At 41.9% G+C, this 25,736-nt stretch carries 19 protein-coding genes; 15 read left to right on the forward strand and 4 right to left on the reverse strand.

The features are described 5' to 3' along the window. Nucleotides 1-45: 45 nt before the first annotated feature. The 4 genes from HMPREF1320_RS06660 to HMPREF1320_RS06675 all read left to right on the forward strand — a co-directional run bounded on the left by HMPREF1320_RS06660 (nucleotide 46) and on the right by HMPREF1320_RS06675 (nucleotide 6,442). Nucleotides 46-2,781 carry a heavy metal translocating P-type ATPase gene (locus HMPREF1320_RS06660; RefSeq protein ID WP_009418105.1) on the forward strand — a complete coding sequence of 912 codons (2,736 nt, stop codon included), beginning with the start codon at nucleotides 46-48 and terminating at the stop codon, nucleotides 2,779-2,781. A 195-nt stretch (nucleotides 2,782-2,976) separates the two neighbouring features. Then, nucleotides 2,977-3,651 carry a succinate dehydrogenase cytochrome b subunit gene (locus tag HMPREF1320_RS06665; protein WP_034554313.1) on the forward strand — a complete coding sequence of 225 codons (675 nt, stop codon included), beginning with the start codon at nucleotides 2,977-2,979 and terminating at the stop codon, nucleotides 3,649-3,651. 4 nt (nucleotides 3,652-3,655) lie between these two features. Then, nucleotides 3,656-5,683 carry a fumarate reductase/succinate dehydrogenase flavoprotein subunit gene (locus HMPREF1320_RS06670; RefSeq protein WP_009418022.1) on the forward strand — a complete coding sequence of 676 codons (2,028 nt, stop codon included), beginning with the start codon at nucleotides 3,656-3,658 and terminating at the stop codon, nucleotides 5,681-5,683. A gap of 6 nt (nucleotides 5,684-5,689) precedes the next feature. Beyond that, complete coding sequence (locus HMPREF1320_RS06675) at nucleotides 5,690-6,442, forward strand: succinate dehydrogenase/fumarate reductase iron-sulfur subunit (RefSeq protein WP_002673219.1); 753 nt, start codon at nucleotides 5,690-5,692, stop codon at nucleotides 6,440-6,442. A 67-nt stretch (nucleotides 6,443-6,509) separates the two neighbouring features. Here HMPREF1320_RS06675 and HMPREF1320_RS06680 read toward each other — a convergent pair whose 3' ends face one another. Further along, nucleotides 6,510-7,115 (reverse strand): DUF4254 domain-containing protein, encoded by a 606-nt coding sequence (locus HMPREF1320_RS06680; protein ID WP_009418025.1) that lies wholly within the window; start codon nucleotides 7,113-7,115, stop codon nucleotides 6,510-6,512. Between the two features lie 86 nt (nucleotides 7,116-7,201). Here HMPREF1320_RS06680 and HMPREF1320_RS06685 point away from each other — a divergent pair, with 86 nt between their 5' ends. The 5 genes from HMPREF1320_RS06685 to HMPREF1320_RS06705 are packed head-to-tail and all read left to right on the forward strand — an operon-like array spanning nucleotide 7,202 to nucleotide 10,168. After that, nucleotides 7,202-7,756 (forward strand): glutathione peroxidase, encoded by a 555-nt coding sequence (locus HMPREF1320_RS06685; RefSeq protein WP_009417956.1) that lies wholly within the window; start codon nucleotides 7,202-7,204, stop codon nucleotides 7,754-7,756. Nucleotides 7,757-7,776: 20 nt separating this feature from the next. Next, on the forward strand, nucleotides 7,777-8,697 hold the full coding sequence (locus HMPREF1320_RS06690; RefSeq protein ID WP_009418118.1) for a VirK/YbjX family protein: 921 nt from the start codon (nucleotides 7,777-7,779) through the stop codon (nucleotides 8,695-8,697). A gap of 4 nt (nucleotides 8,698-8,701) precedes the next feature. Further along, the gene (bshB1, locus tag HMPREF1320_RS06695; protein ID WP_009418036.1) at nucleotides 8,702-9,418 is read left to right on the forward strand and encodes a bacillithiol biosynthesis deacetylase BshB1; all 717 of its coding nucleotides are present in this window, start codon (nucleotides 8,702-8,704) and stop codon (nucleotides 9,416-9,418) included. A 7-nt stretch (nucleotides 9,419-9,425) separates the two neighbouring features. Then, nucleotides 9,426-9,617 (forward strand): hypothetical protein, encoded by a 192-nt coding sequence (locus tag HMPREF1320_RS06700; protein ID WP_002673203.1) that lies wholly within the window; start codon nucleotides 9,426-9,428, stop codon nucleotides 9,615-9,617. Further along, a complete protein-coding gene (locus tag HMPREF1320_RS06705) occupies nucleotides 9,617-10,168 on the forward strand; it encodes an RNA polymerase sigma factor (protein ID WP_002673201.1) in 552 nt (183 codons plus the stop codon). The genes HMPREF1320_RS06700 and HMPREF1320_RS06705 overlap by 1 nt, the downstream gene beginning before the upstream one ends. A gap of 35 nt (nucleotides 10,169-10,203) precedes the next feature. Here the strand turns inward: HMPREF1320_RS06705 and HMPREF1320_RS06710 are convergent, their stop codons facing one another. The 3 genes from HMPREF1320_RS06710 to HMPREF1320_RS11550 all read right to left on the reverse strand — a co-directional run bounded on the left by HMPREF1320_RS06710 (nucleotide 10,204) and on the right by HMPREF1320_RS11550 (nucleotide 13,574). After that, nucleotides 10,204-11,562 carry a suppressor of fused domain protein gene (locus tag HMPREF1320_RS06710; protein WP_009418099.1) on the reverse strand — a complete coding sequence of 453 codons (1,359 nt, stop codon included), beginning with the start codon at nucleotides 11,560-11,562 and terminating at the stop codon, nucleotides 10,204-10,206. A 229-nt stretch (nucleotides 11,563-11,791) separates the two neighbouring features. Beyond that, entirely contained in the window at nucleotides 11,792-12,880 is a 1,089-nt protein-coding gene (locus HMPREF1320_RS06715) for a bifunctional 3-deoxy-7-phosphoheptulonate synthase/chorismate mutase type II (protein WP_009418023.1), read from the reverse strand. Nucleotides 12,881-13,307: 427 nt separating this feature from the next. After that, nucleotides 13,308-13,574: a dihydrolipoyllysine-residue succinyltransferase gene (locus HMPREF1320_RS11550; RefSeq protein WP_232207534.1), complete on the reverse strand. Its 267-nt coding sequence runs from the start codon at nucleotides 13,572-13,574 to the stop codon at nucleotides 13,308-13,310. 381 nt (nucleotides 13,575-13,955) lie between these two features. On the opposite strand from HMPREF1320_RS11550, the gene HMPREF1320_RS06725 reads away from it, so the two are divergent. The 6 genes from HMPREF1320_RS06725 to HMPREF1320_RS06750 all read left to right on the forward strand — a co-directional run bounded on the left by HMPREF1320_RS06725 (nucleotide 13,956) and on the right by HMPREF1320_RS06750 (nucleotide 25,586). Then, a complete protein-coding gene (locus tag HMPREF1320_RS06725; protein ID WP_009418067.1) occupies nucleotides 13,956-17,099 on the forward strand; it encodes a SusC/RagA family TonB-linked outer membrane protein in 3,144 nt (1,047 codons plus the stop codon). A gap of 37 nt (nucleotides 17,100-17,136) precedes the next feature. Further along, nucleotides 17,137-18,807, forward strand: coding sequence for a RagB/SusD family nutrient uptake outer membrane protein (locus HMPREF1320_RS06730; RefSeq protein ID WP_009417939.1), 1,671 nt, complete (start codon nucleotides 17,137-17,139; stop codon nucleotides 18,805-18,807). Continuing rightward, complete coding sequence (locus HMPREF1320_RS06735) at nucleotides 18,794-20,173, forward strand: DUF4960 domain-containing protein (RefSeq protein WP_034554318.1); 1,380 nt, start codon at nucleotides 18,794-18,796, stop codon at nucleotides 20,171-20,173. The genes HMPREF1320_RS06730 and HMPREF1320_RS06735 overlap by 14 nt, the downstream gene beginning before the upstream one ends. A 122-nt stretch (nucleotides 20,174-20,295) precedes the next feature. After that, nucleotides 20,296-21,753, forward strand: coding sequence for a glycoside hydrolase family 32 protein (locus tag HMPREF1320_RS06740; RefSeq protein WP_009418083.1), 1,458 nt, complete (start codon nucleotides 20,296-20,298; stop codon nucleotides 21,751-21,753). 382 nt (nucleotides 21,754-22,135) lie between these two features. Beyond that, nucleotides 22,136-24,352: a GH32 C-terminal domain-containing protein gene (locus HMPREF1320_RS06745; RefSeq protein ID WP_009418057.1), complete on the forward strand. Its 2,217-nt coding sequence runs from the start codon at nucleotides 22,136-22,138 to the stop codon at nucleotides 24,350-24,352. A gap of 67 nt (nucleotides 24,353-24,419) precedes the next feature. Beyond that, on the forward strand, nucleotides 24,420-25,586 hold the full coding sequence (locus tag HMPREF1320_RS06750; RefSeq protein ID WP_009418018.1) for an MFS transporter: 1,167 nt from the start codon (nucleotides 24,420-24,422) through the stop codon (nucleotides 25,584-25,586). Nucleotides 25,587-25,736 lie beyond the last annotated feature (150 nt).

Consider the following 25,736-nt stretch of genomic DNA (forward strand, 5'->3'; position numbering starts at 1 on the left):
TATCTTTGCAGTGTAAAACAAATAACTTTTTAACATTTACAATTTATGGAATACAATATAGAAGGTATGGGGTGCACAGGTTGCGCCAATACCGTACAAAAAAAACTCTCTGAAGTAGCAGGCGTAACAGCTGTTACCGTAGATTTCGCTACTAAAAAAGCTATTGTCGAAACCGATAGAGAAATCCCTTTTGAAGCTCTTGAAAAAGCCTTAGAAGGTACTCATTATAGCATTCACCAAAATACTCTTTCTCAAAGCGTATCAGAGCACCATCACCACGAAGAGTCTTCCAAAAAAACTAAAGACTCTGTTATAGATTTTCCCCCTTCGGGGGTTAGGGGGCATATTTTCTATTGTCCTATGCACTGCGAGGGCGATAAAACTTACGACCACCCTGGTGATTGTCCCGTATGTGGTATGCACTTGGTAGAGCAAGTAGGAGGAGCTCAACAACAACATCATCACCACGAAGAAACCCCAAAAAAAGTTAAAGGAAATGGTGTTTTCTATTGTCCTATGCACTGCGAGGGCGATAAAACCTACGATCACCCTGGTGATTGTCCTATATGTGGTATGGATTTAGTAGAGCAAGTAGGAGGAGCTCAACAACATCATCACCACCAAGAGTCTCCCAAAAAAGTTAAAGGCAATGGTGTTTTCTATTGTCCTATGCACTGCGAGGGTGATAAAACCTACGATCACCCCGGTGATTGTCCCGTATGTGGTATGGATTTAGTAGAGCAAGTAAGTACAGAGGCTCCTGAAGGTGAAAGTGCAGAAGACCAAAAACGCAAAAAGTTACGTCGTCATTTTTGGGGTGCTGTAGCCTTTACTCTCCCTATCTTTATCATCGCAATGAGCGGAATGTGGCACAACAATCCGCTGTATGAGCTAATGCCCGTAAGTGCTTGGAACTGGGTGCAGTTTGCGCTTTCTTTACCAGTAGTTTTCTATTTCTGCTGGATATTCTTCGAAAGGGCTTGGCGCAGTATCAAGACCTTGCGCTTCAATATGTTTACCCTCATAGGGATAGGTGCTGGCGTAGCCTGGCTTTTCAGTGTAGTAGGACTGTTAGTTCCTGATATGTTCCCTGAACAATTCAAAGAACACGGCTCAGTACACTTGTATTTCGAAGCTGCTACCGTCATTCTCACTTTGGTACTCTTAGGACAAGTGCTCGAAGCCGATGCCCACAGTCGTACCCAAAGCGCTATCAAAAAACTATTGAACTTAGCGCCTAATGAAGCTACTAAAATTATTCACGGCAAAGAAGTAACCGTCTCTGTAGAAGAAGTGAAAAAAGGCGATTTGCTTCGGGTAAAACCTGGGGAGAAAATCCCTGTTGATGGTGTAATTACCGAAGGTAGTGCGAGCATAGACGAGAGTATGATTACGGGCGAACCTATTCCTGCGGAAAAAGAAGTGGGCAATAAGGTATCGGCAGGTACGCTCAACGGTATGCAGTCCTTTGTGATGCAAGCCGAAAAGGTAGGTAGCGATACTCTGCTTTCTCAAATCGTACAGTTGGTACAACAAGCCAGCAGTAGTCGCGCTCCTATTCAAAATTTAGCCGACAAGATAGCCTCTTACTTTGTACCTATTGTGATAGGTATTTCAGTGCTTACCTTTGTGATATGGTCAGTTTTTGGAGGTGAAAATGCTTACGTATACGCCCTACTCAATGCCGTAGCAGTATTGATTATCGCTTGTCCTTGTGCACTCGGTTTAGCCACCCCTATGTCAGTAATGGTAGGCGTAGGCAAAGGGGCTCAAAACGGTATCTTGATACGCAATGCCGAAGCCTTAGAAGTGATGAACCACGTCAATACTTTGGTTGTAGATAAAACGGGTACCCTCACCGAAGGTAAACCCAGTGTGAGTCGTGTGCTTACTTTTGGCGATACTACCGAAAAAGACTTGCTACAAACGCTTTACAGTCTTAACAAGCAAAGCGAACATCCGCTTGCCAAAGCTACCAATACATATGCTCAAGCACAAGGTATTACTTCCTTACCTTTCACCCACTTTGAAGCCATAGCGGGCAGAGGAGTAAAAGCTACTTTTGAAGGAAAAGATTATTTCTTTGGCAACGAACGTCTGATAAAAGAACTCGATATTGCTTTGCCCGAAGAAGTAAGCACTGCTGTAAAAGCGGAACAAGCGCAAGGAAAGACCGTTTCGCTCGTAGTCGTAGGAAAACAAGTGATAGGGGCAGTCGCCATAACCGATAAAGTAAAAGCTTCTACTGCTGAAGCGATACAAGAGTTGCAAGACTTAGGGGTAGAAATCGTGATGCTCACCGGTGATAATCCGCTTACAGCTGAAGCTGTAGCCAAAGAAATAGGTGTCACTCAGTATAAAGCGGGAATGCTTCCTCAAAACAAGCAAGAGGAAGTAGTGCGTTTGCAAGCGGAAGGCAAAATCGTAGCAATGGCAGGCGATGGTATCAACGATGCTCCTGCTTTGGCACAAGCCAATGTGGGTATCGCAATGGGTAACGGAACTGATATTGCGATAGAAAGTGCTAAAATCACTTTGGTAAAAGGCGATTTGAGTGGAATTGTAAAAGCCAAAAAACTCAGCAAAGCGGTGGTGAAAAACATACGCGAAAACCTTTTCTTTGCGTTAGTGTATAACAGCGTAGGTATTCCCGTTGCAGCAGGGGTGCTATACCCTATCTTTGGTATCTTGCTTTCTCCTATGTTGGGTGCCTTAGCAATGAGCTTTAGCTCTGTAAGTGTTATAAGTAATGCTTTAAGATTGAGAAGAACGAAATTATAAAGAATAAAAAAAGTGATACAGAATGTTAATCTCCTCTTAATAAATCAATTTCAGCTACTAACTCTTATTTCCTTCTTTAAACCGAATATAAATTAAGGTTTTTGTACATTTTTTATTGTACAACTGATAAAAATGCCGTACTTTTGTAGCGAAATTGTTTAACGTAATATATACATATATAAAACTATAAAACGAATGGCAGGATTATTTAAAACATCTGTTGCAAGAAAGGTGACGATGGCTCTTTCGGCACTCTTTCTCATTCTCTTTCTAATCATTCACTTTGCGGTAAACTTCACCTCTGTGATTAGCGAGAGTACTTTCAACGAGCTATCTCATTTTATGGGCACCAATCCTCTTATTCAGTTTGCTATGCAACCTGTATTGCTCGCTGGGGTGTTGTTCCACTTCATTATGGGATTTGTCTTGGAAATCCAAAACAAAAAAGCTCGTGGTAGTGAGGCATATTACAGCTATAATGGGGGGGCTAACTCCACTTGGATGTCTCGTAATATGATTATCACAGGAGTGGTGATTCTTCTCTTCTTAGGGTTGCACCTCTATGATTTTTGGGTAGGCGAAATGAACTACAAGTACATCGAGCAATTACCTCCAAACCCCGACCGCTACTACGAAGAATTAGTAGAGAAATTCCACAACCCTGTACGTGTGGGTATTTATGTGTTAGCCTTTATTGCTTTGGCTTTGCACTTGCTACACGGCTTTCAATCATCTTTCCAATCTATGGGCTGGAAAGACGATGAACGCAAAAAGTTTATCAGCTGCGTTGGCAATTGGTATTCTTACATTATCTGTGGAGGCTTTATCTTCATCGCCCTCTTCCATTACATTAAATTTTTAACAGCTTAATCTTATGAGTACATTAGATTCTAAAATTCCTGAAGGTCCTATAGCGGACAAATGGACGAAATATAAAGACCATATCAACCTCGTAAACCCTGCTAACAAGCGTAATATCGATGTGATTGTGGTAGGTACTGGCTTGGCAGGAGGTTCGGCTGCAGCTACCCTCGCTGAATTAGGCTACAACGTAAAAGCATTCGCTTACCAAGATTCTCCTCGACGCGCGCACTCTATCGCTGCTCAGGGGGGTATCAATGCCGCTAAAAACTATATGGGCGATGGCGACTCTAACTATCGCTTGTTCTACGATACTGTAAAAGGGGGCGACTACCGCGCTCGTGAGGCTAACGTATATCGCCTTGCTGAAGTATCTGGCAATATCATCGACCAATGTGTGGCGCAAGGCGTACCTTTCGCTCGTGATTATGGTGGGCTACTTGATAACCGCTCTTTCGGTGGGGTATTGGTTTCTCGTACTTTCTATGCCAAAGGTCAAACAGGACAACAGCTTTTGCTCGGTTGCTATGCCGCAATGAACCGCCAAATTGCTCGTGGTAAAATAGATATGTACAACCGCCACGAAATGCTCGATGTGGTAATCGTAGACGGCAAAGCTCGTGGTATCATCGCTCGTAACCTTGTTACTGGTGAAATTGAACGCCACTCTGCTCACGCTGTAGTTATCGCCTCTGGTGGTTATGGTAACGTATACTTCCTTTCAACCAATGCGATGGGCTCTAACGCTACCGCAGCTTGGAAAATCCACAAAAAAGGTGCTTACTTTGCTAACCCTTGTTTCACTCAAATCCACCCTACTTGTATCCCTCGTTCAGGCGACTATCAGTCTAAATTGACTTTGATGTCTGAATCTTTGCGTAACGACGGACGTATTTGGGTGCCTAAGAAAATGGAAGATGCAGTAGCGATACGCGAAAAACGCAAAAAACCTACTGAAATCCCTGAAGAAGACCGCGATTACTACTTGGAACGCCGTTATCCTGCTTTCGGTAACCTCGTGCCTCGTGACGTGGCTTCACGTGCTGCTAAAGAGCGTTGCGATGCAGGCTATGGAGTAAACGAAACAGGTGAAGCTGTTTATTTGGATTTCTCTTCTGCTATCGAACGTTACGGGAAAGAACAATGTAAAATCCACGGTGTAGAACCTACTAAAGAAGAAGTTACAAAACGCGGTGAAAAAATCGTAGAAGCTAAATACGGCAACCTTTTCCAAATGTACGAAAAGATTGTAGCCGAAAACCCTTATAAAACACCAATGATGATTTATCCTGCTACTCACTACACTATGGGTGGTATTTGGGTAGATTACAACTTGATGACCACTATCCCTGGTTGTTATGCTATCGGTGAGGCAAACTTCTCCGACCACGGGGCAAACCGCTTAGGAGCTTCTGCCTTGATGCAAGGTTTAGCTGATGGTTACTTTGTATTACCTTACACTATTGGCGATTACTTATCCGCTGATATCCGTACCGGTAAAATCCCTACTGATACCCCTGAGTTTGACGAAGCAGAACGCATCGTAAAAGAACGTTTGGCTTACTTCATCAACAATAAGGGTACCCACTCTGTAGATTACTTCCACAAAAAACTTGGTAAAGTGATGTGGGATAAAGTAGGTATGGCGCGTAATGCTGAAGGCTTGAAAGAAGCTATCAAAGAAATACGCGAAATACGCGAAGATTTCTGGAAAAACGTAAAAGTACCTGGTGAACTCACGGGTATGAACGTAGAGCTTGAAAAAGCAGGTCGTGTAGCCGACTTCCTTGAACTTGGTGAGTTATTTGCTAAAGATGCTTTAGAACGTAATGAGTCTTGTGGTGGTCACTTCCGCGAAGAGTATCAAACTCCTGATGGGGAAGCCCTCCGCGACGACAAAAACTATGCTTATGTAGCCGCTTGGCAATACACTGGTAATCCTAAAGAAGTAGTGAATACCTACAACCCTAGTGAAGAGGTAATGCATAAAGAACCTCTTGTATTTAAAGATATTGAATTGAAACAACGTAGTTATAAATAGAAAGATATGGCAACGATGAACCTAACACTCAAAGTGTGGCGACAAAAAAACTCGCAAGAGAAAGGTCGTATGGTAGATTATAAAGTAACCAACATTTCAGACCATATGTCTTTTTTGGAAATGTTGGATGTACTCAACGAACAACTCATTGAAAAAGGAGAAGAACCTGTAGCATTCGACCACGATTGCCGTGAAGGTATTTGTGGTATGTGCTCTCTCTTCATCAATGGGGAAGCTCACGGACCTGACCGTGGGGTAACTACTTGTCAGTTGCATATGCGTATGTTCAAAGATGGTGACACCATTACTATTGAACCTTGGCGCGCTACTGCCTTCCCAGTTATCAAAGACTTGATGGTAGATAGAACCGCTTTTGAACGCATTCAACAAGCAGGGGGATATATCTCTGTAAACACTTCTGGTAATACCCAAGATGCCAACGCTATTCCTATCCCTAAACGCGATGCCGACCGCTCTATGGATGCTGCGGCTTGTATAGGTTGTGGAGCTTGTGTAGCTACTTGTAAAAACTCTTCAGCTATGCTGTTTGTAGCTGCCAAAGTATCGCAATTTGCCCTCCTTCCTCAAGGTCGTGTAGAGGCTACTGAGCGCGTACTCAATATGGTAAACCAAATGGAACACGAAGGTTTTGGTAACTGTACCAACACTGGTGCCTGCGAAGTAGAATGCCCTAAAGGTATTTCACTTGAAAATATTGCACGCCTCAATAGAGAATACCTCAAAGCAAGTATTCGTTAATTAGCAAATTTGAAAATTAGCAAATAAAAAACTGCCTCAAATTGTTTGGGGCAGTTTTTATTATCTCTTATTTACTTCCTCTAAGTACAGGGTTTAACTCCTCATCATTGTACATCTTCATTTGTTTATAGACTTTCATATACTTGCGACCGGCAGCGATATCGTCTAAAAGTTGGTTGAGAGCCGTTGAAAGGTCTTTTTTCTGTTCGAGCAGTACATTGAGTTTTTCTTGGCATTTAGTGCGATGCTCAGGGGTGGCATCGGGGCGGTTTACTTCTTCCTCCATATGGTAAATTTTCAGTGCTAAAATTGAAAGCCTATCCACTGCCCACGCAGGGCTCTCGGTGTTGATAGTAGCCTCAGGAAGCGGTTTCACCTCCTTATACAAGTCTAAAAAATAACTATCTATATACTCTACCATATCGGTGCGATCTTGGTTAGAAGCGTCGATTTTGCGCTTGAGGTCAAGGGCAGCCACTGGGTCGATATGTGGGTCGCGAATAATATCCTCATAATGCCATTGCACGGTGTCAATCCAATTTTTGCGATAGAGCAAGTGATTAAGCAAGTCGGTTGATGGATAAGGGTTTACAAAAGACTGATATACATCGTCCGCAATGTGGTATTGCGCGATACTTTCTTCAAATATTTTAAAGGCTTTTTCTGAAAACATAGTCATTAATTTTTTGGGCAAATATAAAGTTTTTCTTTAATAAATCAAACCTTTTGCGTAACTTTGCCACAAATTTCAATTTTTCTATGAAACACTTCATTTTTATTATCACTTTATTCACCCTCACTATGGAAAATCTACAAGCACAAAACAACGCTGATAATCAAACTATTTATCAGTTTACTGTAGAAGATATCAACGGCAAACCCTTTGCCCTTGCCGACCTCAAAGGCAAGAAAGTAATGATTGTAAACACTGCCTCAAAATGCGGTCTCACCCCTCAATACAAAGAACTCGAAGCGCTTTATCAGCAGTATAAGGACAGAGATTTTATCATTATAGGATTCCCCGCTAATAATTTCTTAGGACAAGAACCAGGTAGTAATGAACAAATTGCTTCATTTTGCAGTATCAACTATGGAGTAACATTCCCGATGATGAGCAAAATATCGGTAAAAGGAAAGAATATGCACCCTCTATATCAGTTTCTTACCCAGAAAGCAAAAAACGGTGTAGAAGATTCTAAAGTAAAATGGAATTTTCAAAAATACCTCATCGGGCGAGACGGCAGATTAGAAAAGGTAATCGACCCTAAAACTTTACCATCTAGCGATGAAGTGAAACAATGGATTGAAAAATAATCATATAGAATCGAGAATTAATGACGACAAGAGAACTACTACACGATGCTTTAGCTTTGACAGAACATAGTTTTGCCAACGAAAATCCTAAATACATCAAAAAACAAAAGAACAAGATACTCTTCCACACTTTGTTAAACATCCCATTTGCTAAAAAATGGTTCAGTTTGATACAATCAGAAGAGTATAAATGGGTGCTTTCACACCGTCCTCGTATTTATTTTAAGCCTTTTAGGGTGTATATGTCTACCAAATGGGGCAAGAAAGAACGAACTAAAGCCTTGCTGAGTTGTTATGCTTTTATCAAGCAACAGCCTTTTTTGACGCGTGTTATCCAAGAAGAAAAACCTATCAAATTGGCAGAGTTCACAATGAAATACAACGGCGAAAAGGGACAAATATACCTCGGATACAATGAACGTTTCCGCAAAGAGGGGGAATTAGTGATCTCGTTGCATTGTGATAGTTATCAGGAGGCTATCTGTGAAGCTTCCTTTGTGATTGATAAAGAAAATGAGGGATGGGTATGTCGTATAGGCTGTGTGCAAGGTAACAAAAGTGCCGAAACTGAGAATGCTATCAAAGAACTACAAAAACAGATGTATGCTCTTCGTCCTAAAGCCCTGATGATATTTATCATTCAGGAACTTAGCAGGCAATTAGGCTGTACCGCTTTGTATGGGGTAGGCAGTAAGATACAGGCACATAACAAAAAACACTTTATTCATATAGAATGGTTACATAAACTCAGTTTTAGTTATGACACATTGTGGAAAGAAGCCGATGGTATTCCCGATAAAGATGGGTGGTTCAAGCTCCCTATTGAAATGCACCGCAAACCAATGGAAGAAATCAAATCGAGCAAGCGGTCGCTCTATCGCTATAGGTATGAGATGTTAGACAAAATTGCAACAGAAATAAAAGAGACAATTAACAAATAACAAGATGAAATTAGATATATTAGCTTTTGGGGCACACCCCGATGATGTAGAATTAGGGGCTGCAGGCACTATTGCCAAAGAGATTAGCTTAGGCAGAAGTGTGGGCATTATCGACCTGACTCAAGGGGAATTGGGCACACGTGGCAGTGCTGAAATACGCCACCAAGAGGCAACCAAAGCTAAAGAGCTATTAGGGGTAACCATACGCGAGAATTTGAAGTTCCGTGATGGTTTTTTCATAAATAACGAAGCTCACCAAATGGAGATTATTAAAAAAATACGTCAATATCAGCCCAAGATAGTGCTTTGCAATGCTGTAGACGACCGCCATATCGACCACGGCAAAGGTAGCAAACTCGTGAGCGATGCTTGTTTTCTCAGCGGTTTGCGACGCATCGAAACTACTCTCGACGGTGTAGCACAAACGGCTTGGCGTCCTAAAGTAGTGTATCACTATATTCAGTGGAAGAACATAGTTCCTGATTTTGTGGTAGATATTACAGGATTTATGGAAGCCAAAGTGAATGCTGTGTTGGCTTACAGCTCTCAGTTTTATGACAGCAATAGCAATGAGCCCACTACTCCAATTTCTGACAAGAACTTTTTAGATAGCGTTACTTACAGAGCACGCGATTTGGGTAGGCTAATTGGTACAGATTTTGCGGAAGGTTTTACGTGCGAGAGAGTTCCCGCCGTGGAATCTCTTTTTAATCTTAAATAACTGAAAAATGAAATTAATATTATTAACTATTGGTATATTACTGCTATGTGTAGCAGGTATGGCAATTAAGATTTGGGGTAAAAAAGGCGGTAAATTTGCTGGTACTTGTGCGAGCCAAAATCCACATTTAAACCCTGAAGGGGAACCTTGCAGTTTCTGCGGTCGCTTACCCGACGAGCAAGAGTGCAGAAATAAATAATGGCAGAAGCACTTGCTGAAAATATAGTCGCTGCAAAAGCAGGTAAACAACGAGCTTTTAGTTGGTTGTTAGACGAGTTTTGGACTGACGTATACAACTTTCAGCTCAAGCGTGTGAATGATGAAGTTGAAGCAGAGGATATTAGCATACAAACATTTGCTAAAGCATTCGACAAGCTCCATACTTACGACGAGCGATACTCTTTCCGCACTTGGTTAATTGCTATTTCTAAAAATATTCACATAGATAACCTGAGAAAGCAAAATGAGTCGCTATTGCACTTAGATCGAGAGGAAAAGCAATCTAAAACGCTGATAGATGAGACCCCCATCATAGAGGATAGCCTCATTATGGAACAGCAGTTCGACTACTTGTTAAAGAGTATAAAACAACTAAAAGAACCTTACCGAACGGCAATACAACTGCGCTATCTGCACGAGAAAAGCTATAAAGAGATTGCCGAAGAGATGCAATCGCCGATGAGCAGTGTGAAGATTACCCTGCTAAGAGCTAAGAAAATGCTGGCAGAGATATTAAAGAAAAACAGATGAGACCTTTATGTTTCATCTGTTTTTTTATGCTTGTTTTATAAAGCTACGTTCTTGCGGTGGATATCTATGACTTCGGAGATTTGGTATTCATCAAAAAGACTGAGAAGCTCGTCAACCCCTTCTTCTAATTTTAAATCCATTTCTTCTGGATAAATAGGCAAAATACAATAGAAATTGATAATTGTACCGTCTTTGGTATGTAACTTTAAAAACTCCTGTGGTGCCGATAAGTAAGGGGGCATCAGCAGGATACAACCGAAATCGGTATTGGCAATAGGTTCAGCATCAGGACCGTTGGGAATAGTGTGTCCTTCAGCCATCCACGTTTTGTATTGGTGAGGGAAACGCGCTATCATCTTCAGGAAGTACACAGGCCAATAGTTATCGTCGTCTTTAAAAGCCTCATCGCTGATAGGCCAATCGGCGGGGAGGTACACCATTAGCTCAGCGTGGCTGTAGTCGTTCGGGTCATCTAAGCCTTCGGGTAAGTACATAGGGTAATCGCTCATACCGGTAGTAAAGAGTACATTGTAAGGCGTTTCGGGGGTAGGTTTAATCCAATGTACATCTATATGCACATATTCTGAGACGATTTCGTGGAATACGCTGTCTATTTTGCCGATATATTTTTCAAAATGGTCGCAAATTTCGTCCATATACACACAAGTGCGGTCAGGCAATACAAAATCGCTTCTGTCTTTTTCGGAATAGTTATAAACGTTAGAGCCTCCTTCCGATACATAATCGGGGGTAGGAGCGAAGATATTAGGCAAATCGTTTTCTTCGTCATAAGAAACGGCTTCAATGAGCGAGTGCATCTCGTTGTCGTAGTACACAATTCCCTTTTCAATATCATCAGTAAGGAATTCGAGCCAATCTTCCATAGAGTCGTGGTGCAAATCCATAAAAGAGTCTTCTATAGAATCCAACACCAAATCTATTTCTCCTATCTGACCTATTACACCTTCTTCATCGGGGTCGAGGTCTATGAACATAAAGCGCGCCCCATTGGAGAGGAATGGAATCCATTTAGGATTATAAAATTGGTTTTTTATTACCTTATCCCAGCACATATCAATAGCCTCTTCTTCATCAAAGCGGAGTGACTGCCAATTAGGCATACTCTCCAATTGCTCAAGCCAGTGTTCTTGGGTGCGTTTGATTTCTTCTAAAGGGATAAAGCGCAAACCGTTAAGGAAGAATACATCGTTTTCGCCTTCTTTTTGTCCGTTGAAAGTCTGGTATAGCTTTCTCACCTCAGAAGGCAAAGTAATACCCATTTCCCCCTCAAATACCGCTATTTGGGTATCCGAAACACCTTTGTTGAGACTTGCAATAAGAGGAGTTGCTTGTTCAAGTATTACATCTAAAAAACGTTTGACAGTTTTTTCCATAGTCATTTTATACAATTAGTTTTTCGCAACAAATGTACGACTTTTCTATTAAAAAACAAATATCATTTTATATTTTTTTGTTTCTCTTTCTAAATATTAAAAATATGGCATATCTTTATGTCATATTTTAATTAAACAAAAGACGTATGGACACTGGAGTTACATCGGTTTTGAGCTATTTTGGCTTACTGTCTTTTTTTCGGTAAGAAAGGTCAGAAAAGTCTATCAATCACTTTTCACTCTTTACCACTCTCTCCTGGCGGTTGATAGATTCTTGGTGAATAGCCTTAAATACCTGAATCACTAAATCCTCACTTAGGTTGCGTTGTTCGCCTTCTGATATCATTTTGCCAAGAATTTCGTGCCAACGTTGGTTTTGCAAAATCGCTACATTATTCGCTTTTTTCAGCATTCCTATCTCATCGGCTACCTCCATACGTCTTTTGAGTAAATCCAATAATTTGTTGTCCAGTATATCAATGCGCGAACGCAAATTACTTAACTTACTCACATAGTCTTCCTCAGATACCGAAGCCTCGCGAATGCGCAAATCTCTCATTATTTGTATGAGGCGTTCAGGGGTAATCTGTTGTGCTGCATCACTCCACGCAGCATCAGGGGTACAGTGCGTTTCAATCATCAAGCCGTCGAAGTTTAAGTCGAGAGCCGTTTGCGATACATCAAAAATCATATCGCGTTTGCCGGTGATATGCGAAGGGTCGCAAATAAGTGGCAAGTCAGGGAACTTGTTTTGCAGTTCAATTACCAATTGCCATTCAGGAATATTGCGGTATTTGGTCTTTTCGTAAGTAGAAAACCCGCGATGTATCACCCCCAAGTTTCTGATGCCTGCGCGTTGTAATCGTTCCAAAGCTCCTATCCATAACGGAAGATCGGGGTTTACAGGATTTTTTACCAAGATAATCTTATCAGTGCCTTCTAACTCATCGGCTATTTCTTGAATAATAAAGGGACTCACAGTAGAGCGCGCTCCTATCCACAACATATCAATATCGTGCTCCAAAGCAAGCTTCACGTGGTCTTTATTGGCTACTTCGGTAGCCGTTTTGAGTCCCGTTTCTTCTTTTACCCGTTGTAGCCATTTGAGACCTAACGCTCCTACACCTTCAAACATACCAGGGCGGGTACGAGGTTTCCAAATACCTGCACGGAAGAAAGATACATCAGTATCTTTTAGGCTATGTGCTATTTTCAGCACTTGTTCTTCAGTCTCAGCACTGCAAGGTCCAGCAATTACTACGGGGTGGTTAAGTTGTAAGTCATCAAGCCACTGTCTATTTTCTTTGGTTATTTCCATTCTATGGGTCTTATTCTTTTAGTTGTCAAAGGGCAAAGATACAAAAAACTAAAGAATAAGTAATGAAAAACCAAAAAACTCTACATTATCAACTGATAAATCAGCGAAAAAGTAAAACATACCCATTTTCAAATCTTTAACAATAATCTTTATAATCTCTTGCCTTTGCCTTAGTTTTTTCTTACCTTCGTTCACTCTTAATTTGCCAGTTCCACCCGCACTCTCATTTACTAATTCCCAAATTCACTAATTTGCTAATTTTTCTACCCGCCCGTGCGGCTCGCACCCTCTTTTGTTTTTCTTAGGCTTTATTCAGCTTTTTTCTATCTTCAAATAAGTTTTGTTTTTCAGACTGATAGCCTTCACCATTTTCTCTTTAAGGCTTGTCCCCCTTCGGGGGTTCGGGGGCTTCTCACTTACCTTTTTTCTACCTGCCCGTGCGGCTCGCACCTTTGGCAAAGTTGAAATTCACTAATAACCTTCTTTTTATCTCTACCTTAGCTTCAACTTTCCTTTGCCTTAGGTTCGTTATTCCTTCGTTCATCGTTCGTCTTTTATTCGTTGTAGAGCCACTGTAGAGCCACTGTAAAGCCACTGTAGAGCCACTGTAGAGCCACTGTAGACCCACTGTAGAGCCACTGTAGAGCCACTGTAGACCCACTGTAGAGCCACTGTAGACCCACTGTAGAGCCACTATAAAACCACCCTTTGTTCGTATTACCGTCGTTGTAGTTTCTCCTTAGCGAGAGGTGATAAGGAGGATAGGTTCCCTTTATTCATTAATTATTTTCTTTAAGATTACTATAATTTTTAAATACACAAACGAAAATAATAGAAATTTCCTCCTATCACTTTTCATTCATCTGCTATCAAAAATATTTAAATGTTTAATAGTTAAGCAATTAAATTTTATATATTTTTCTTCATTATCAAAAATTAGCCACAATTTTGATAGTGTTTGACCGATTTTTGATAGTGCTATGCTTTCTTTTGCCTTACCTTTGCCTCCGAAAAAACATCGCATTTTCATCAATGCGAAGAAAATTAAACCAATTGTTAAAAAACAAATACCAATATGATGAGTAGAAAAATAAACAAGCGCATTTTACTATCGCTTTTGCTCTGCAATTGTTCGGGTGCTCTTTTCGCCCAACAAGTAAAAGGGGTGGTGAAAGCAAAATCCGACAACAGCCCTATGATGGGTGTAAGTGTGGTGGTAAAGCACAAAACAGTAGGTGCTTCTACTGATTTCGACGGGAATTATACCCTTCAACCCGTTGCAGCCACCGATAGTTTGGTCTTTTCTTATATAGGCTACAAATCTCAAACCGTAGCCGTGAAAGGACGCAAGGAAATAAACGTAAGTTTAGAAGAAGAGGTAACTACTCTCGAAGGAGTTACCGTTTCTGTAGGGTATCGTACCGAACGTAAAACCGACCTTACCGGTGCAGTATCAGTAGTAAAGGTAAACGAGATGATGTCTACTGCCGAAAACAACCCTATGAAAGCCCTCCAAGGTCGTGTAGCAGGTATGCAAGTAACCGATAACGGTGGTCCTGCTGGTAAAGCTACCATTCGCATTCGCGGTATCGGTACACTTAATAACAACGACCCTCTTTATATCATCGATGGAGTACCTACTCAGGGCGGTATGCACGAGCTGAACTCTAACGATATCGAGAGTATACAAGTGTTGCGTGACGCTTCGGCAGCAAGTATTTATGGGTCACGTGCTGCCAATGGAGTCATCGTTATTACTACCAAAAAAGGTAGAAACGGAGTGTTAAAGGTAGATTTCGACCATTATACTACCGTTTCGATGTTTCACTCTCGTATGAAGATGCTCAATGCTAACGAGTATGCACAAGTGCTTTGGAAAGCAGCCGTAAACCGTGGCAACGACCCTAACCAAAACGCTTTAGGTATTCACTACGATTATACTACCGATGCCAATGGTCACAGCACCCTTAATAATTTGTACTATCCACGTCAGTATTTTGATAAAACAGGAAGCCCTATGCTCCCTTCTAATACCGATTGGTTCAAGGAAATCACTCGTATGGGGGTAACTGAATCTTATAACCTTTCGGTTACCAATGGTACTGATAAAGGTAACTACTTCCTTTCGTTAGGCTATTATAACAACGATGGTTTGGTAAAGAATACCGATTTCTCTCGCCTCTCTGCGCGTATCAATACCGATTACAAACTCTTTGGCGATGTAGTAACCATAGGTGAAAACTTCACTGTAAACCGTACCAGCGAGGTAGAGCAACCTTACCAAATTACCGAAGCAGCAATGATAGCCGTACCTTTCATTCCGGTACGCACTCAAGATGGTAAGCATTGGGGAGGTCCTGTAAATGGTTTGCCCGACCGTCAGAACCCTGCTCGCTTAGTAAACGACAATAAGAATAATCGTTATAACTACTGGCGTATGTTCGGGAATGCTTTTGTAAACATTAAACCTATTGATAAGCTCAATATCCGTTCTAATTTTGGGGTAGATTACGGTAATTTCTATAAACGTACACTCAACCATTCGTATATTTCTGGTTTTATGGAAGAAGGCAAAGAAAAAACCTTCTCTCAACTCGAACAATCTCACTGGACGAAATGGAACTGGGCAAATACAGCTACCTACGACTTCGAGCTTGGCAAGAGCCGCTTTGAAACCTTAGCAGGTATGGAAATGTTCTCACAAGATGATATAAACTTCTCTGTAAAAGGTACTACTCTTGCCTTAGAAACTCCTGAATATATGTGGCCTAATCTCGCTACAGGAGGTATTACAGGAGGTGGTGGAGCTACCGGTTATAAGTTGCTTTCTTTCTTCGGAAAAATCAACTATGCTTATGATAACAAATACCTCGCTTCAGCTACCCTTCGTCACGATGGTTCTTCTCGCTTTGCCAAAGAGAACCGCTGGGGTACTTTCCCTGCTTTCAACTTGGGTTGGCGTCTTTCTCAAGAAGCCTTTATGGAGAATATTCGCAATACCGTTTCTGAAATCAAATTGCGCTTCGGTTGGGGGCAAAACGGTAACCAAGAAATCGGCAACTACTCTATTTACGATATTTACGATCCTTATTATGGGGTAACAGGCGACTATATTTGGTCTGGAACAGGTATTTGGAATACCTCTTACGATATCGAAGGAAAAGGCTCTGGTCAGTTAGCTTCTGGTTTCCGTCGCAGTCGTCTCGGTAACAAAGATCTCAAATGGGAAACCACCACACAAACCAACTTCGGGTTAGACTTCGGTTTCTTTAATAACAATCTCTACGGTTCAGTAGAATACTATATCAAAAAGACCAAAGACATCTTGGTAGAACCTCCTTATGCAGGTATCAAGGGTGAAGGTGCTACCCAATGGGTAAATGGTGCTGGTATGGAAAACAAAGGTTGGGAAGTATCAGTAGGTTATCGTAACGAGACCAAAGGCGGACTCAAATACGATATCAATGCCAACGTTTCAACCAATAAAAATAAAGTTACTGAATTACCAGAATCTGTAGTCAATGCTTACGGCGGAAATGGTAAATGGGATAATATCTTAGGTCGTCCTTATCAATCTTATTACGGTTATGTAGCTGATGGTATCTTCAAAACCCAAGAAGAACTCGATCAGCACCCTATACAAAACGGTAAAGGTATTGGTCGTATCCGCTACCGCGATTTGAATAACGATGGAGTAGTAAACGAAGACGACCGCACTTGGATTGGGACTCCTTACCCTGATTTTATCTACGGTCTCAATCTCAACTTAGAGTACAAAAACTTCGATTTTACCCTCTTCTTGCAAGGCGTACAGAATGTCGATATTATCAACGATGTGAAAAAGCATACTGACTTTTGGAGTGTGGTGGATACCTACTCCAATAAAGGTCGCCGTTTGCTCGATGCTTTCGACCCCGTTACCAATCCTGATTCCGATATTCCAAGTGTAGCTTATACCGATGATAATAACGAAGGGCGTATGTCTACTTACTATGTAGAGAATGGCTCTTACCTAAAACTTCGTAACGTACAGTTAGGCTATACTTTACCTAAAGAAGTATCCGAAAAAATTAAGCTCAGCAAGTTGCGCTTGTATGTAAGCGGTCAGAATCTCTTTACTATCAAGAGCAAATCGTTTACAGGTAAAGACCCTGAAAACCCTAATTATGGTTATCCTATCCCAATAACATTCACTATGGGATTGAATGCTAGCTTTTAAATTATCAATAGTCTGACGTCTGATAAATAATAATAAAATGAAAAAGATAATATATACCACCACAATATTTGCAACTCTACTTACAGGTTGCAACTTCTTAGACGATAATCCACAAGGGATTATGACCGAGAAAGAAGCTATCTCTAAAGCCGATGAGTTGGTAACTACCGCTTATTCGTCTTTGGGTAACGACCACTACGATGTACCTTTTAGTCTTTGGATTTACGGTAACGTACGTGCCGATGACGCTTATAAAGGAGGTCAAGACGTGAGCGATATCCAGCATTTCCATTTCTATGAAATCGCTCAGAATATCGACCCTACTTTTGGTGAAGCTGACCGCTTTTGGTTTATGTGTTATATGGCTATTTCGCGTACCAATACTGCTCTGAAAGCCTTGCAACAGGCTTCCGATGCTGAAGTAGCAAATCGTCAATCGCGTATGGGCGAAATGTATTTCTTACGAGGTCATTTCTATTTCGTGTTGAAAACTATCTTTGGGCATATTCCTTTTGTAGATGAGAATACACCTGATAGTGCTTACGAAACCACCCCTAACACTTTGCCTAATGATGAACAATGGCAAAAAATAGTAGCCGATTTCAAAAAAGCTTACGACTTATTGCCTAATACCCAACCTCAAAAAGGTAGAGCTGATAAATATGCAGCAGCAGCTTATTTAGCTAAAGCCTATTTGTACAAAGCGTATCGCCAATCAGAAAACAATAGTGTAACAAGTATCAATAGTCAAGATTTGCAAGAGGTACTTACTTATACAAGTTTTGCATTAGGTTCTTCTTATGGTTTGGAAGATGACTTTGCGTTTAACTTCCTCCCCGGTGGCTATGAAAATGGTAAAGAATCTATGTTTGCGGTACAATACTCAGTGGACGATGGTACTCAGTACGGACGCCTCAACTGGGGTGACCAGCTCTCTGCTCCACAAAAGTTAGGTTGCTGTGATTTCCATAAACCAAGTCAGAATTTGGTAAATGCCTTCAAAACAGTGAATGGCTTGCCCGATTTCGATAACTTCAACAACAACGATTACAACGCTACTAGTGATAAAGCCGACCCTCGTTTGTTCCACACCGTTGCCTTACCTGGTTTGCCTTATAAGTACAATGCCGAATTGATTTACAAGAACGACTGGAACCGCAATAGCAACGTGTATGGCTTCTATGCTTCACTCAAAGAGAACGTAGACCCTTCTTGCTCTTGTTTCCGCAATATCAACCCTTTCCGCGGTAACTCTAAGAATCGTATTCTTATCCGTTACGCCGATGTACTCCTAATGCGTGCCGAAGCTCTTATCGAACTCAATCGTAGCAACGAAGCCTTGTCACTTATTAACCAAGTGCGCCAACGCGCTAAACAAAGTACTTCTATGATTCCTTACGCTACCAATACTGATATAGCTGTATATCAAAATGGTGTAAACTGTACTTGGAATCAAGAATTTGCTCGCAAAGCACTCCGTTGGGAACGCCGTTTAGAGTTTGCTATGGAAGGCTCTCGTTTCTTCGACCTTGTGCGCTGGGGTATCGCCGACCAAGTACTCAACGACTATTTCACTAAAGAGAAAACACGTCGTCCAGCGATATTCAGCAGTGCTTATTTCACTAAAAATAAAAATGAGTATATCCCTATTCCACAAAACCAAATAGGGTATGTAAAAGGTATTTACAAACAAAATGCAGGATTCTAATATGAAAACAATAGTACACAAACTCGCCCTCAGTGTAGTAGCTTTGCTCGGCTTACTCAGCTGTGACGAAAAGCATGAAGGCGAACTTATTAACGACAAAGAGGCAAAAATTAATGCCTTTCAAGCCGATGGTATCGATGGGATTATAGACGAGGAGAAACAAACTATCACGGTGTATGCTCCTTGGAATACCGATCTTACCAAAATGACCACTTCCCTCTCATTGCCCGAGGGAGCTACCTCAGTGCCTACTGCAGGAACGAATGTCGATTTGAGCAAAGGTGCCAAATACCGCATTTTTAATGGTAACCTCTATTGGGATTACACTGTTACCGCTCAATATCCACAGTTAGAGAACTTTGCTATTGGCAAATACAAAGCTACGATTGACCACAGTACGGGTAAGATAAGTGTGAAATACCCTAAGGGTGAAAGCCTTACTGCGCTTACTCCCACCTTCAGCACAACACCTAATGCTACTGTGAGCCCTGCTTCGGGAGTTACCCAAAACTTTACCCAAAGCGTTACTTACACTATGAGTTACCGTGGAGAGAGCTTTGTGTATAGCGTAGAGATTATCCCTACTAACTTTGCGCCTATTGCCTTTGTAGGTACAGCTAACAGTGCTTCTGCTATCGCCAATGAAGATGAGAAAGCCGCTTATACTTGGCTTGCCGAAAACTACGATACAGCTAAGTACATTTCGTTTAGTGACATCAAGGACGGTAAAGTTAATCTCAACGACTATAAAGTGATTTGGTGGCATTGGGATAACAACAAAGAGTTGCCTGCTGAAGCCAAAGCAGATGCCGTTGTGAACAAGATGAAACAATTCTACGCTGCTGGTGGCTCGTTCTTATTGTCTTCTTGGGCAGTACAATACGTAGTCGATTTAGGTATCGCCTTAGACGGCAAGGTAGTAAACAATATGTGGGGTGAAAATAACGTTCCATTTACAGTAGGTGAAGATTGGTCACTTTGCTACAAAGGCAATGAAAACCACCCATTGTTTAAAGGATTGACTAAAAAGTCAGGGGTTGATTATATATCCTTCTTTCTTTCTAAAGGAACAAATACAAAAGGACATAATGCTATTTGGAACTTCGATTGGGGAGATTATGAACATAATGCTGCAGGTTGGCAAACTGCTGCAGGCTCTAAAATATTAGCAAGTTTGCATTGGGACGTAACGATGAGCAATCGCGCTGTCATCTTTGAATACCTCAAACGAGGCAATGCAGGTCGCACTATCTGTATAGGTAGTGAAGCTTACGACTGGTATAACGAAAACAATTCACCTGCCAATGCTTATAAGAGCAATATCGAATTGCTCACTGCCAACGCCTTAGAATATTTAGCGAATTAATAGAAACATAAAATACCTCTTTTCATACGTATATGTGATAACCGTCCTTTCTTCCCCCTTTTTAAGGGGGAATAGGAGGGGGTTAAATAATTAAAAAGAGGTTAAAATTAAATTAATAAACAATGAAAAAGACACTTACATTGGCACTTTGTGCTACCGCTTTAATAGCTTGTGAAAAAAAGGAATATTGTAGTAACGACCCTAATGCGGCTCCCGATGCTTCTACTTGTTACGCAGTACAAGATTATGGTCGTACTTATAAGCATTTCTTTCAGCCCAAGAACGCGTGGGTAGGAGACCCTATGCCGTTCTATGACAACGGTAAGTTCCATATCTTCTATCTCTACGACCAACGTCCAGCACCTGCAACTTTCCACCCTTGGTATAGTGCTACCACTACTGATTTGGTTAATTATACTGATAATGGTGAAGCTATCCCTTGTGGTGCTGATGGTTCGCACGAAGATGCCCTCGGTACAGGTTCAGTATTCAAAGATGGGAATACCTATTACGCTTTCTACACAGGGCATAACGGCGATTTAGACCCCAAAGAAATCATCTATTGGGCTACTTCTACCGATTTGAAAACGTGGACAAAGGATACACAACACTCCTTCCGTGCCCCTGATAAGTATGACCGCAATGAGTTCCGCGACCCTATTGTCTTCAAAGAAGGAAATACCTATAAGATGCTTGTCAGCACCCGTGCCGATATAGGAGGAGGTGTATGGAAAGGTGTCGTAGCACAATTCACCTCTACCGACCTTAAGAACTGGACGAAAGACCCGAACACTCCTTTCTTTTATACCGACCCTTCTGCCTTTATGGTAGAGTGCCCCGATGTGTTTACACAAGGAAACTATCAATACTTGATATTCTCCAACATCGAAGAAAGCGTACGCCGTGTGCAATACAGATACCGTCGCGTAGGAAGCACCGATTGGATTACCCCTGCACAACAAGATTTAGACGACCGTGTGTTCTATGCCGGAAAAACCGCTACCGACGGCACTCACCGCTATATATGGGGGTGGAATCCGTCGCGTATCAACTACGAAGATAATTCCGCCTATCACTGGGGAGGTTCTTTGGCTGTGCACGAGCTCACTCAAAACGCCGACGGTACCCTTAACGTGAAAATGCCTACCGCTTTCGATAGCAAGCAAGCGGTATCTGCTTCTTTGGGAAGCATTTCGTTAGACAATAATACTCGTGTATTCGACCGCCTTGGCAGTGGTTTCAACAAGATAGTTACTAAAATAAAAGCCAATACCGCTACCGAGTTTGGGGTGATGTTTGGTGCTTGTGGTAACCTTTATGAAACCTACCGCGTAACGCTTAATCTCAATAAAAGCGAATTGCAACTCAATCGCGTGATTAGAGACGGAGGTACTGCTACCATTAATAGCATAAAACTCCCCGTGAATGCCAACAAGGAATACACTGTGAAAATAGTGCAAGAAGGCTCGGCAGCAGCAATCTATGTGAACGATGCAGTAGCCCTTTCTATCCGTTGTTATAAAATGAACCAAAATCCTTGGGGCATCTTTGCTAACGGTACAGCAAACTTTACTTTTTAGGTAAAAGGTAAAAGATAAAAGGTAAAAGGAGGAAGAGTGAACCTAAGACGAAGGAAAGACGAACAAAGAACGAAGGAAAGACGAACAAAGAACGAAGGAAAGACGAACAAAAGACGAAGGAAAGACGAACAAAAGACGAAGGAAAGACGAACAAAAGATGAGTCTGAGGCGAAGCTAAAGCGAACCTAAGGCGAAGGACGGGTATAAACATCTTATCTTTTACCTCAAAAACAGATACTTTCATTACTTTATAAGTCTCAGCTTCCTCCCTCTCCTTAGTGAGAGGGAATGAAGATGAGGAATTAGTTTACTTATTTGCTAATTCAAAAAAAATAATATATGTTTGTACCATCTTTTAATTAAAAGAGATATAAAAAAGTATATGAATAACAAACTAATAGCAGGATTAGGAGTCTTAACGCTCACTGCCTGCCAGCAAAACACTGATGACCTCATTATCGAGGACTTCGAATCAGGAACTTATGCCAATTGGGCGGTAGAAGGCGACGCCTTTGGCGCGACTCCCGCCACGGGTAGCTATACCGGTCAGCAGCCTGTAATAGGCTTTGAAGGGAAATACCTTGCCAACAGCTTCAACAACGGCGACGACTCTCGAGGAGCACTAACCTCCAAAGAGTTCACCATCGAGCGTGATTACATCAACTTCCTCGTTGGGGGAGGCACTCACGCCGATACCTATATTGAACTTTTAGTCGAAGGCAAAAGCGTGTTACAAGCGCGTTCTCTCTACGAAACTGAAACTCTACAATGGCTCACTTGGGACGTAAAACCCTATAAAGGGAAGAAAGCCACTATCCGAATTGTCGATAACCAACGTGGCGGATGGGGGCATATCCTCATCGACCAAATCGAACAAGGTAACAAACAAAAAAGCGTTTTTATGACTGATTACACCCGCACCTTTGAAGCCAAAGACAAATACTTGCTCATTCCTGTTGAAGACCAAGCAACCGAAAACAAAGTTCAACTATCGGTAGACGGTACCCCTATAGGCGAGCCAATGACCATTCGCATCGCCCAAAGCAAAATCGACTACTGGGTGCCTATTGCTATCGAGGCATACAAAGGCAAAAAAGTAACCCTTACTTTTGCAGTAGCCAAAACTACCGATATGGGCTTAGCCGAAATCAAACAGTCGGCTGAATATAACTTCAACTACAACGAAAAATACCGTCCGCTATACCACTTCACCCCTCAATACGGCTGGATGAACGACCCTAACGGAATGGTATACCTCGACGGAGTGTTCCACCTCTTCTACCAATACAACCCTTACGGAGCGCGCTGGGGCAATATGCACTGGGGTCATACTGTTTCCAAAGACTTGGTGAATTGGGAATACAAACCTTTAGTATTAGCCCCCGATAAGTTAGGAGCGATTTTCTCAGGCAGTGCTGTGATTGACCACGAGAACACAGCGGGCTTTGGCAAAGGTGCTATGGTGGCTATTTTTACCTCAGCAGGCGACCGCCAAACCCAATCTATCGCTTATAGCCTTGATGGCGGAAAGACCTTCACCAAATACGAAGGCAACCCCGTACTCACCGATGCCAATATCATCGACTTCCGCGACCCGAAAGTATTCTGGCACGCACCCTCTAAACAATGGGTGATGAGCCTTGCCACTACCCAAACTATCACCTTCTATGGTTCTAAAAACCTCAAAGAATGGACACGCCTCAGTGAGTTTGGCGAAGGTTTAGGCGGACACGGTGGCGTGTGGGAATGCCCCGATCTCTTCCCGCTTACTTATGAAGGAAAAACCAAATGGGTGCTCTTCGTGAGTATCAACCCAGGCGGACCTAACGGCGGAAGTGCTACTCAGTACTTTATCGGTAATTTCGATGGCAAAACTTTCACCCCCGATACTATGAACTACCCGCTTTGGTTAGACTACGGACGCGATAATTATGCAGGTGTAACGTGGAGTAATGTCCCCGCCACCGATGGTCGTCGTCTCTTCATAGGCTGGATGAGCAACTGGGATTATGCCAATGAAACCCCTACTCAAAATTTCCGTAGCGCGATGACCGTTGCCCGCGTTTTGCGTTTGGTGCATAATGGCGAGCACTTGGTAGTAGCCAGTGAGCCCGTAAAAGAGTTGGAGAGCTTGCGTCGTGAAGCAGTGCTTTTAGGTGATAAAACACGTACCAACACCTCTGATGCTATAACGTTCGAAAACTTCTTGCCCAATAATCAAGGAGCTTATGAACTCACTTTCACGGTAACCCCTAACGAAACCGATAGCTTTAGCTTTGCTCTCGAGAATACCAAAGGTGAAATTATCAAATACCTATTTGACGGCGCTAATAAAACTCTATCGGTAGACCGCAGTAAGAGCAGTGTAGCTTTCAATGCCAACTTCGCCGAAACACTCATCAAAGCACCAATGGTAGCTAAGAAAAGCTATACTGTACGCTTATTGGTAGATAAAGCTTCTACCGAACTCTTTGTGAACAACGGTGAAGTAGTACAAACCAATGCGGTATTCCCTACCGAAGTGTACAATACTCTCCGTTTCAACACTAGCAAAGGTACCCTCACCCTTAAAAATGTAACTGTCTATAAATTGAAATAATAAACCTCTCCCTCTGCCCCTCTCACAAGGAGAGGGGAGTGTGTGAGACTAATAATATATTCATAGTATGCAACAGAATAATAACTATCTAAAATATTTATTGCCCGTACTTCTATCATTCTTCTGTATGGGCTTCGTAGACCTTGTAGGCGCCGCCTCTAACTTTGTAAAAGACGATTTTGGCTTGACCGAAACCACTGCCAAAGCGCTCCCTGCAATGGTATTCTTTTGGTTTCTGCTTTTCTCAGTGCCCACAGGTGTACTGATGAGCAAAATAGGTCGTCGCAAAACCGTACTCCTCAGCTTAGTGATTACCATCTTAGCAATGGTAGTGCCCTTTATCAGCTACAATTATACCACTATGCTGGTAGCTTTCTCCTTGCTTGGTATTGGTAACACGCTAATGCAAGTATCGTTAAACCCTCTGATGTCAGTCATCGTAAAAGGTGACAAACTCGCAAGTTCACTCACTTTTGGTCAGTTTATTAAGGCAATAGCCTCGTTTTCTGCCCCCTTGCTGATGAGCTTCTGCTTTGATAAATTCAATGATTGGCGACTTTTCTTCCTGCTTTTTGTAGCTATTTCGGTAGTAACCCTCTTGTGGTTGGGTGCTACCCATATTGAAGAAGAGAAAAACGACAGTAAGAATGCCACCTTTGCCGAGTGTTTTGTACTGCTTGCCAACCCTTATGTGCTCTTGTGTTTTATCGGTATTATGTGCCACGTAGGGATAGACGTAGGAGTTAATGCCTCAGCACCTACAATCTTTATGGAACGTTTAGGGCTTGCCACTACCCAAGCCTCTTTTGCCACCAGCTGGTATTTCTTATTCCGTACCATAGGATGTTTGTCAGGAGCTTATATTCTCACCAAAGTATCTCCTAAGAGTTTTTTTACTCTCAGTGTGCTTTGTATGGTAGCCTCAATGGCGATACTGTTCTTTTTCAGTGATAAGACAATGCTCTACACCGCTATTGCTTTGGTAGGTTTTGGCAATTCCAATGTATTCTCAATCATTTTCTCGCAAGCCCTCTTGCAGAACCCTACTAAGAAAAACGAAGTATCAGGCTTGATGATTATGGGACTCTTTGGCGGTACTATCTTCCCTTTTGCAATGGGCTTAGCTTCCGATGCAATGAACGGCTCACAGATAGGTGCCCTTATTGTCCTCAGCATAGGAGTATTATATCTGTTGCTAATGAGCACTCGACTCAAAGCAAATGCTAACAATTAGTCGTTAGAGAGTCCTACAAATTGTATAAGTTGGATTAGTCAGAAAGATCTGACGACTGATAGTATTTATTATTAGTAGTAGGAAATCTCAAAAAGAATTTATAACTTTGTACGCTGAAAAAGAATTAACAACAACACTCTCGCCTCCCAC

The organism is Capnocytophaga sp. oral taxon 335 str. F0486 (assembly GCF_000277665.1).
GTDB lineage: Bacteria > Bacteroidota > Bacteroidia > Flavobacteriales > Flavobacteriaceae > Capnocytophaga > Capnocytophaga ochracea.

Coding starts and splice junctions, on each gene's coding strand:
- HMPREF1320_RS06660 (WP_009418105.1), top strand. CDS start 46: ATGGAATACAATATAGAAGGTATGGGGTGCACAGGTTGCGCCAATACC.
- HMPREF1320_RS06665 (WP_034554313.1), top strand. CDS start 2,977: ATGGCAGGATTATTTAAAACATCTGTTGCAAGAAAGGTGACGATGGCT.
- HMPREF1320_RS06670 (WP_009418022.1), top strand. CDS start 3,656: ATGAGTACATTAGATTCTAAAATTCCTGAAGGTCCTATAGCGGACAAA.
- HMPREF1320_RS06675 (WP_002673219.1), top strand. CDS start 5,690: ATGGCAACGATGAACCTAACACTCAAAGTGTGGCGACAAAAAAACTCG.
- HMPREF1320_RS06680 (WP_009418025.1), bottom strand. CDS start 7,115: ATGTTTTCAGAAAAAGCCTTTAAAATATTTGAAGAAAGTATCGCGCAA.
- HMPREF1320_RS06685 (WP_009417956.1), top strand. CDS start 7,202: ATGAAACACTTCATTTTTATTATCACTTTATTCACCCTCACTATGGAA.
- HMPREF1320_RS06690 (WP_009418118.1), top strand. CDS start 7,777: ATGACGACAAGAGAACTACTACACGATGCTTTAGCTTTGACAGAACAT.
- bshB1 (WP_009418036.1), top strand. CDS start 8,702: ATGAAATTAGATATATTAGCTTTTGGGGCACACCCCGATGATGTAGAA.
- HMPREF1320_RS06700 (WP_002673203.1), top strand. CDS start 9,426: ATGAAATTAATATTATTAACTATTGGTATATTACTGCTATGTGTAGCA.
- HMPREF1320_RS06705 (WP_002673201.1), top strand. CDS start 9,617: ATGGCAGAAGCACTTGCTGAAAATATAGTCGCTGCAAAAGCAGGTAAA.
- HMPREF1320_RS06710 (WP_009418099.1), bottom strand. CDS start 11,562: ATGGAAAAAACTGTCAAACGTTTTTTAGATGTAATACTTGAACAAGCA.
- HMPREF1320_RS06715 (WP_009418023.1), bottom strand. CDS start 12,880: ATGGAAATAACCAAAGAAAATAGACAGTGGCTTGATGACTTACAACTT.
- HMPREF1320_RS06725 (WP_009418067.1), top strand. CDS start 13,956: ATGATGAGTAGAAAAATAAACAAGCGCATTTTACTATCGCTTTTGCTC.
- HMPREF1320_RS06730 (WP_009417939.1), top strand. CDS start 17,137: ATGAAAAAGATAATATATACCACCACAATATTTGCAACTCTACTTACA.
- HMPREF1320_RS06735 (WP_034554318.1), top strand. CDS start 18,794: ATGCAGGATTCTAATATGAAAACAATAGTACACAAACTCGCCCTCAGT.
- HMPREF1320_RS06740 (WP_009418083.1), top strand. CDS start 20,296: ATGAAAAAGACACTTACATTGGCACTTTGTGCTACCGCTTTAATAGCT.
- HMPREF1320_RS06745 (WP_009418057.1), top strand. CDS start 22,136: ATGAATAACAAACTAATAGCAGGATTAGGAGTCTTAACGCTCACTGCC.
- HMPREF1320_RS06750 (WP_009418018.1), top strand. CDS start 24,420: ATGCAACAGAATAATAACTATCTAAAATATTTATTGCCCGTACTTCTA.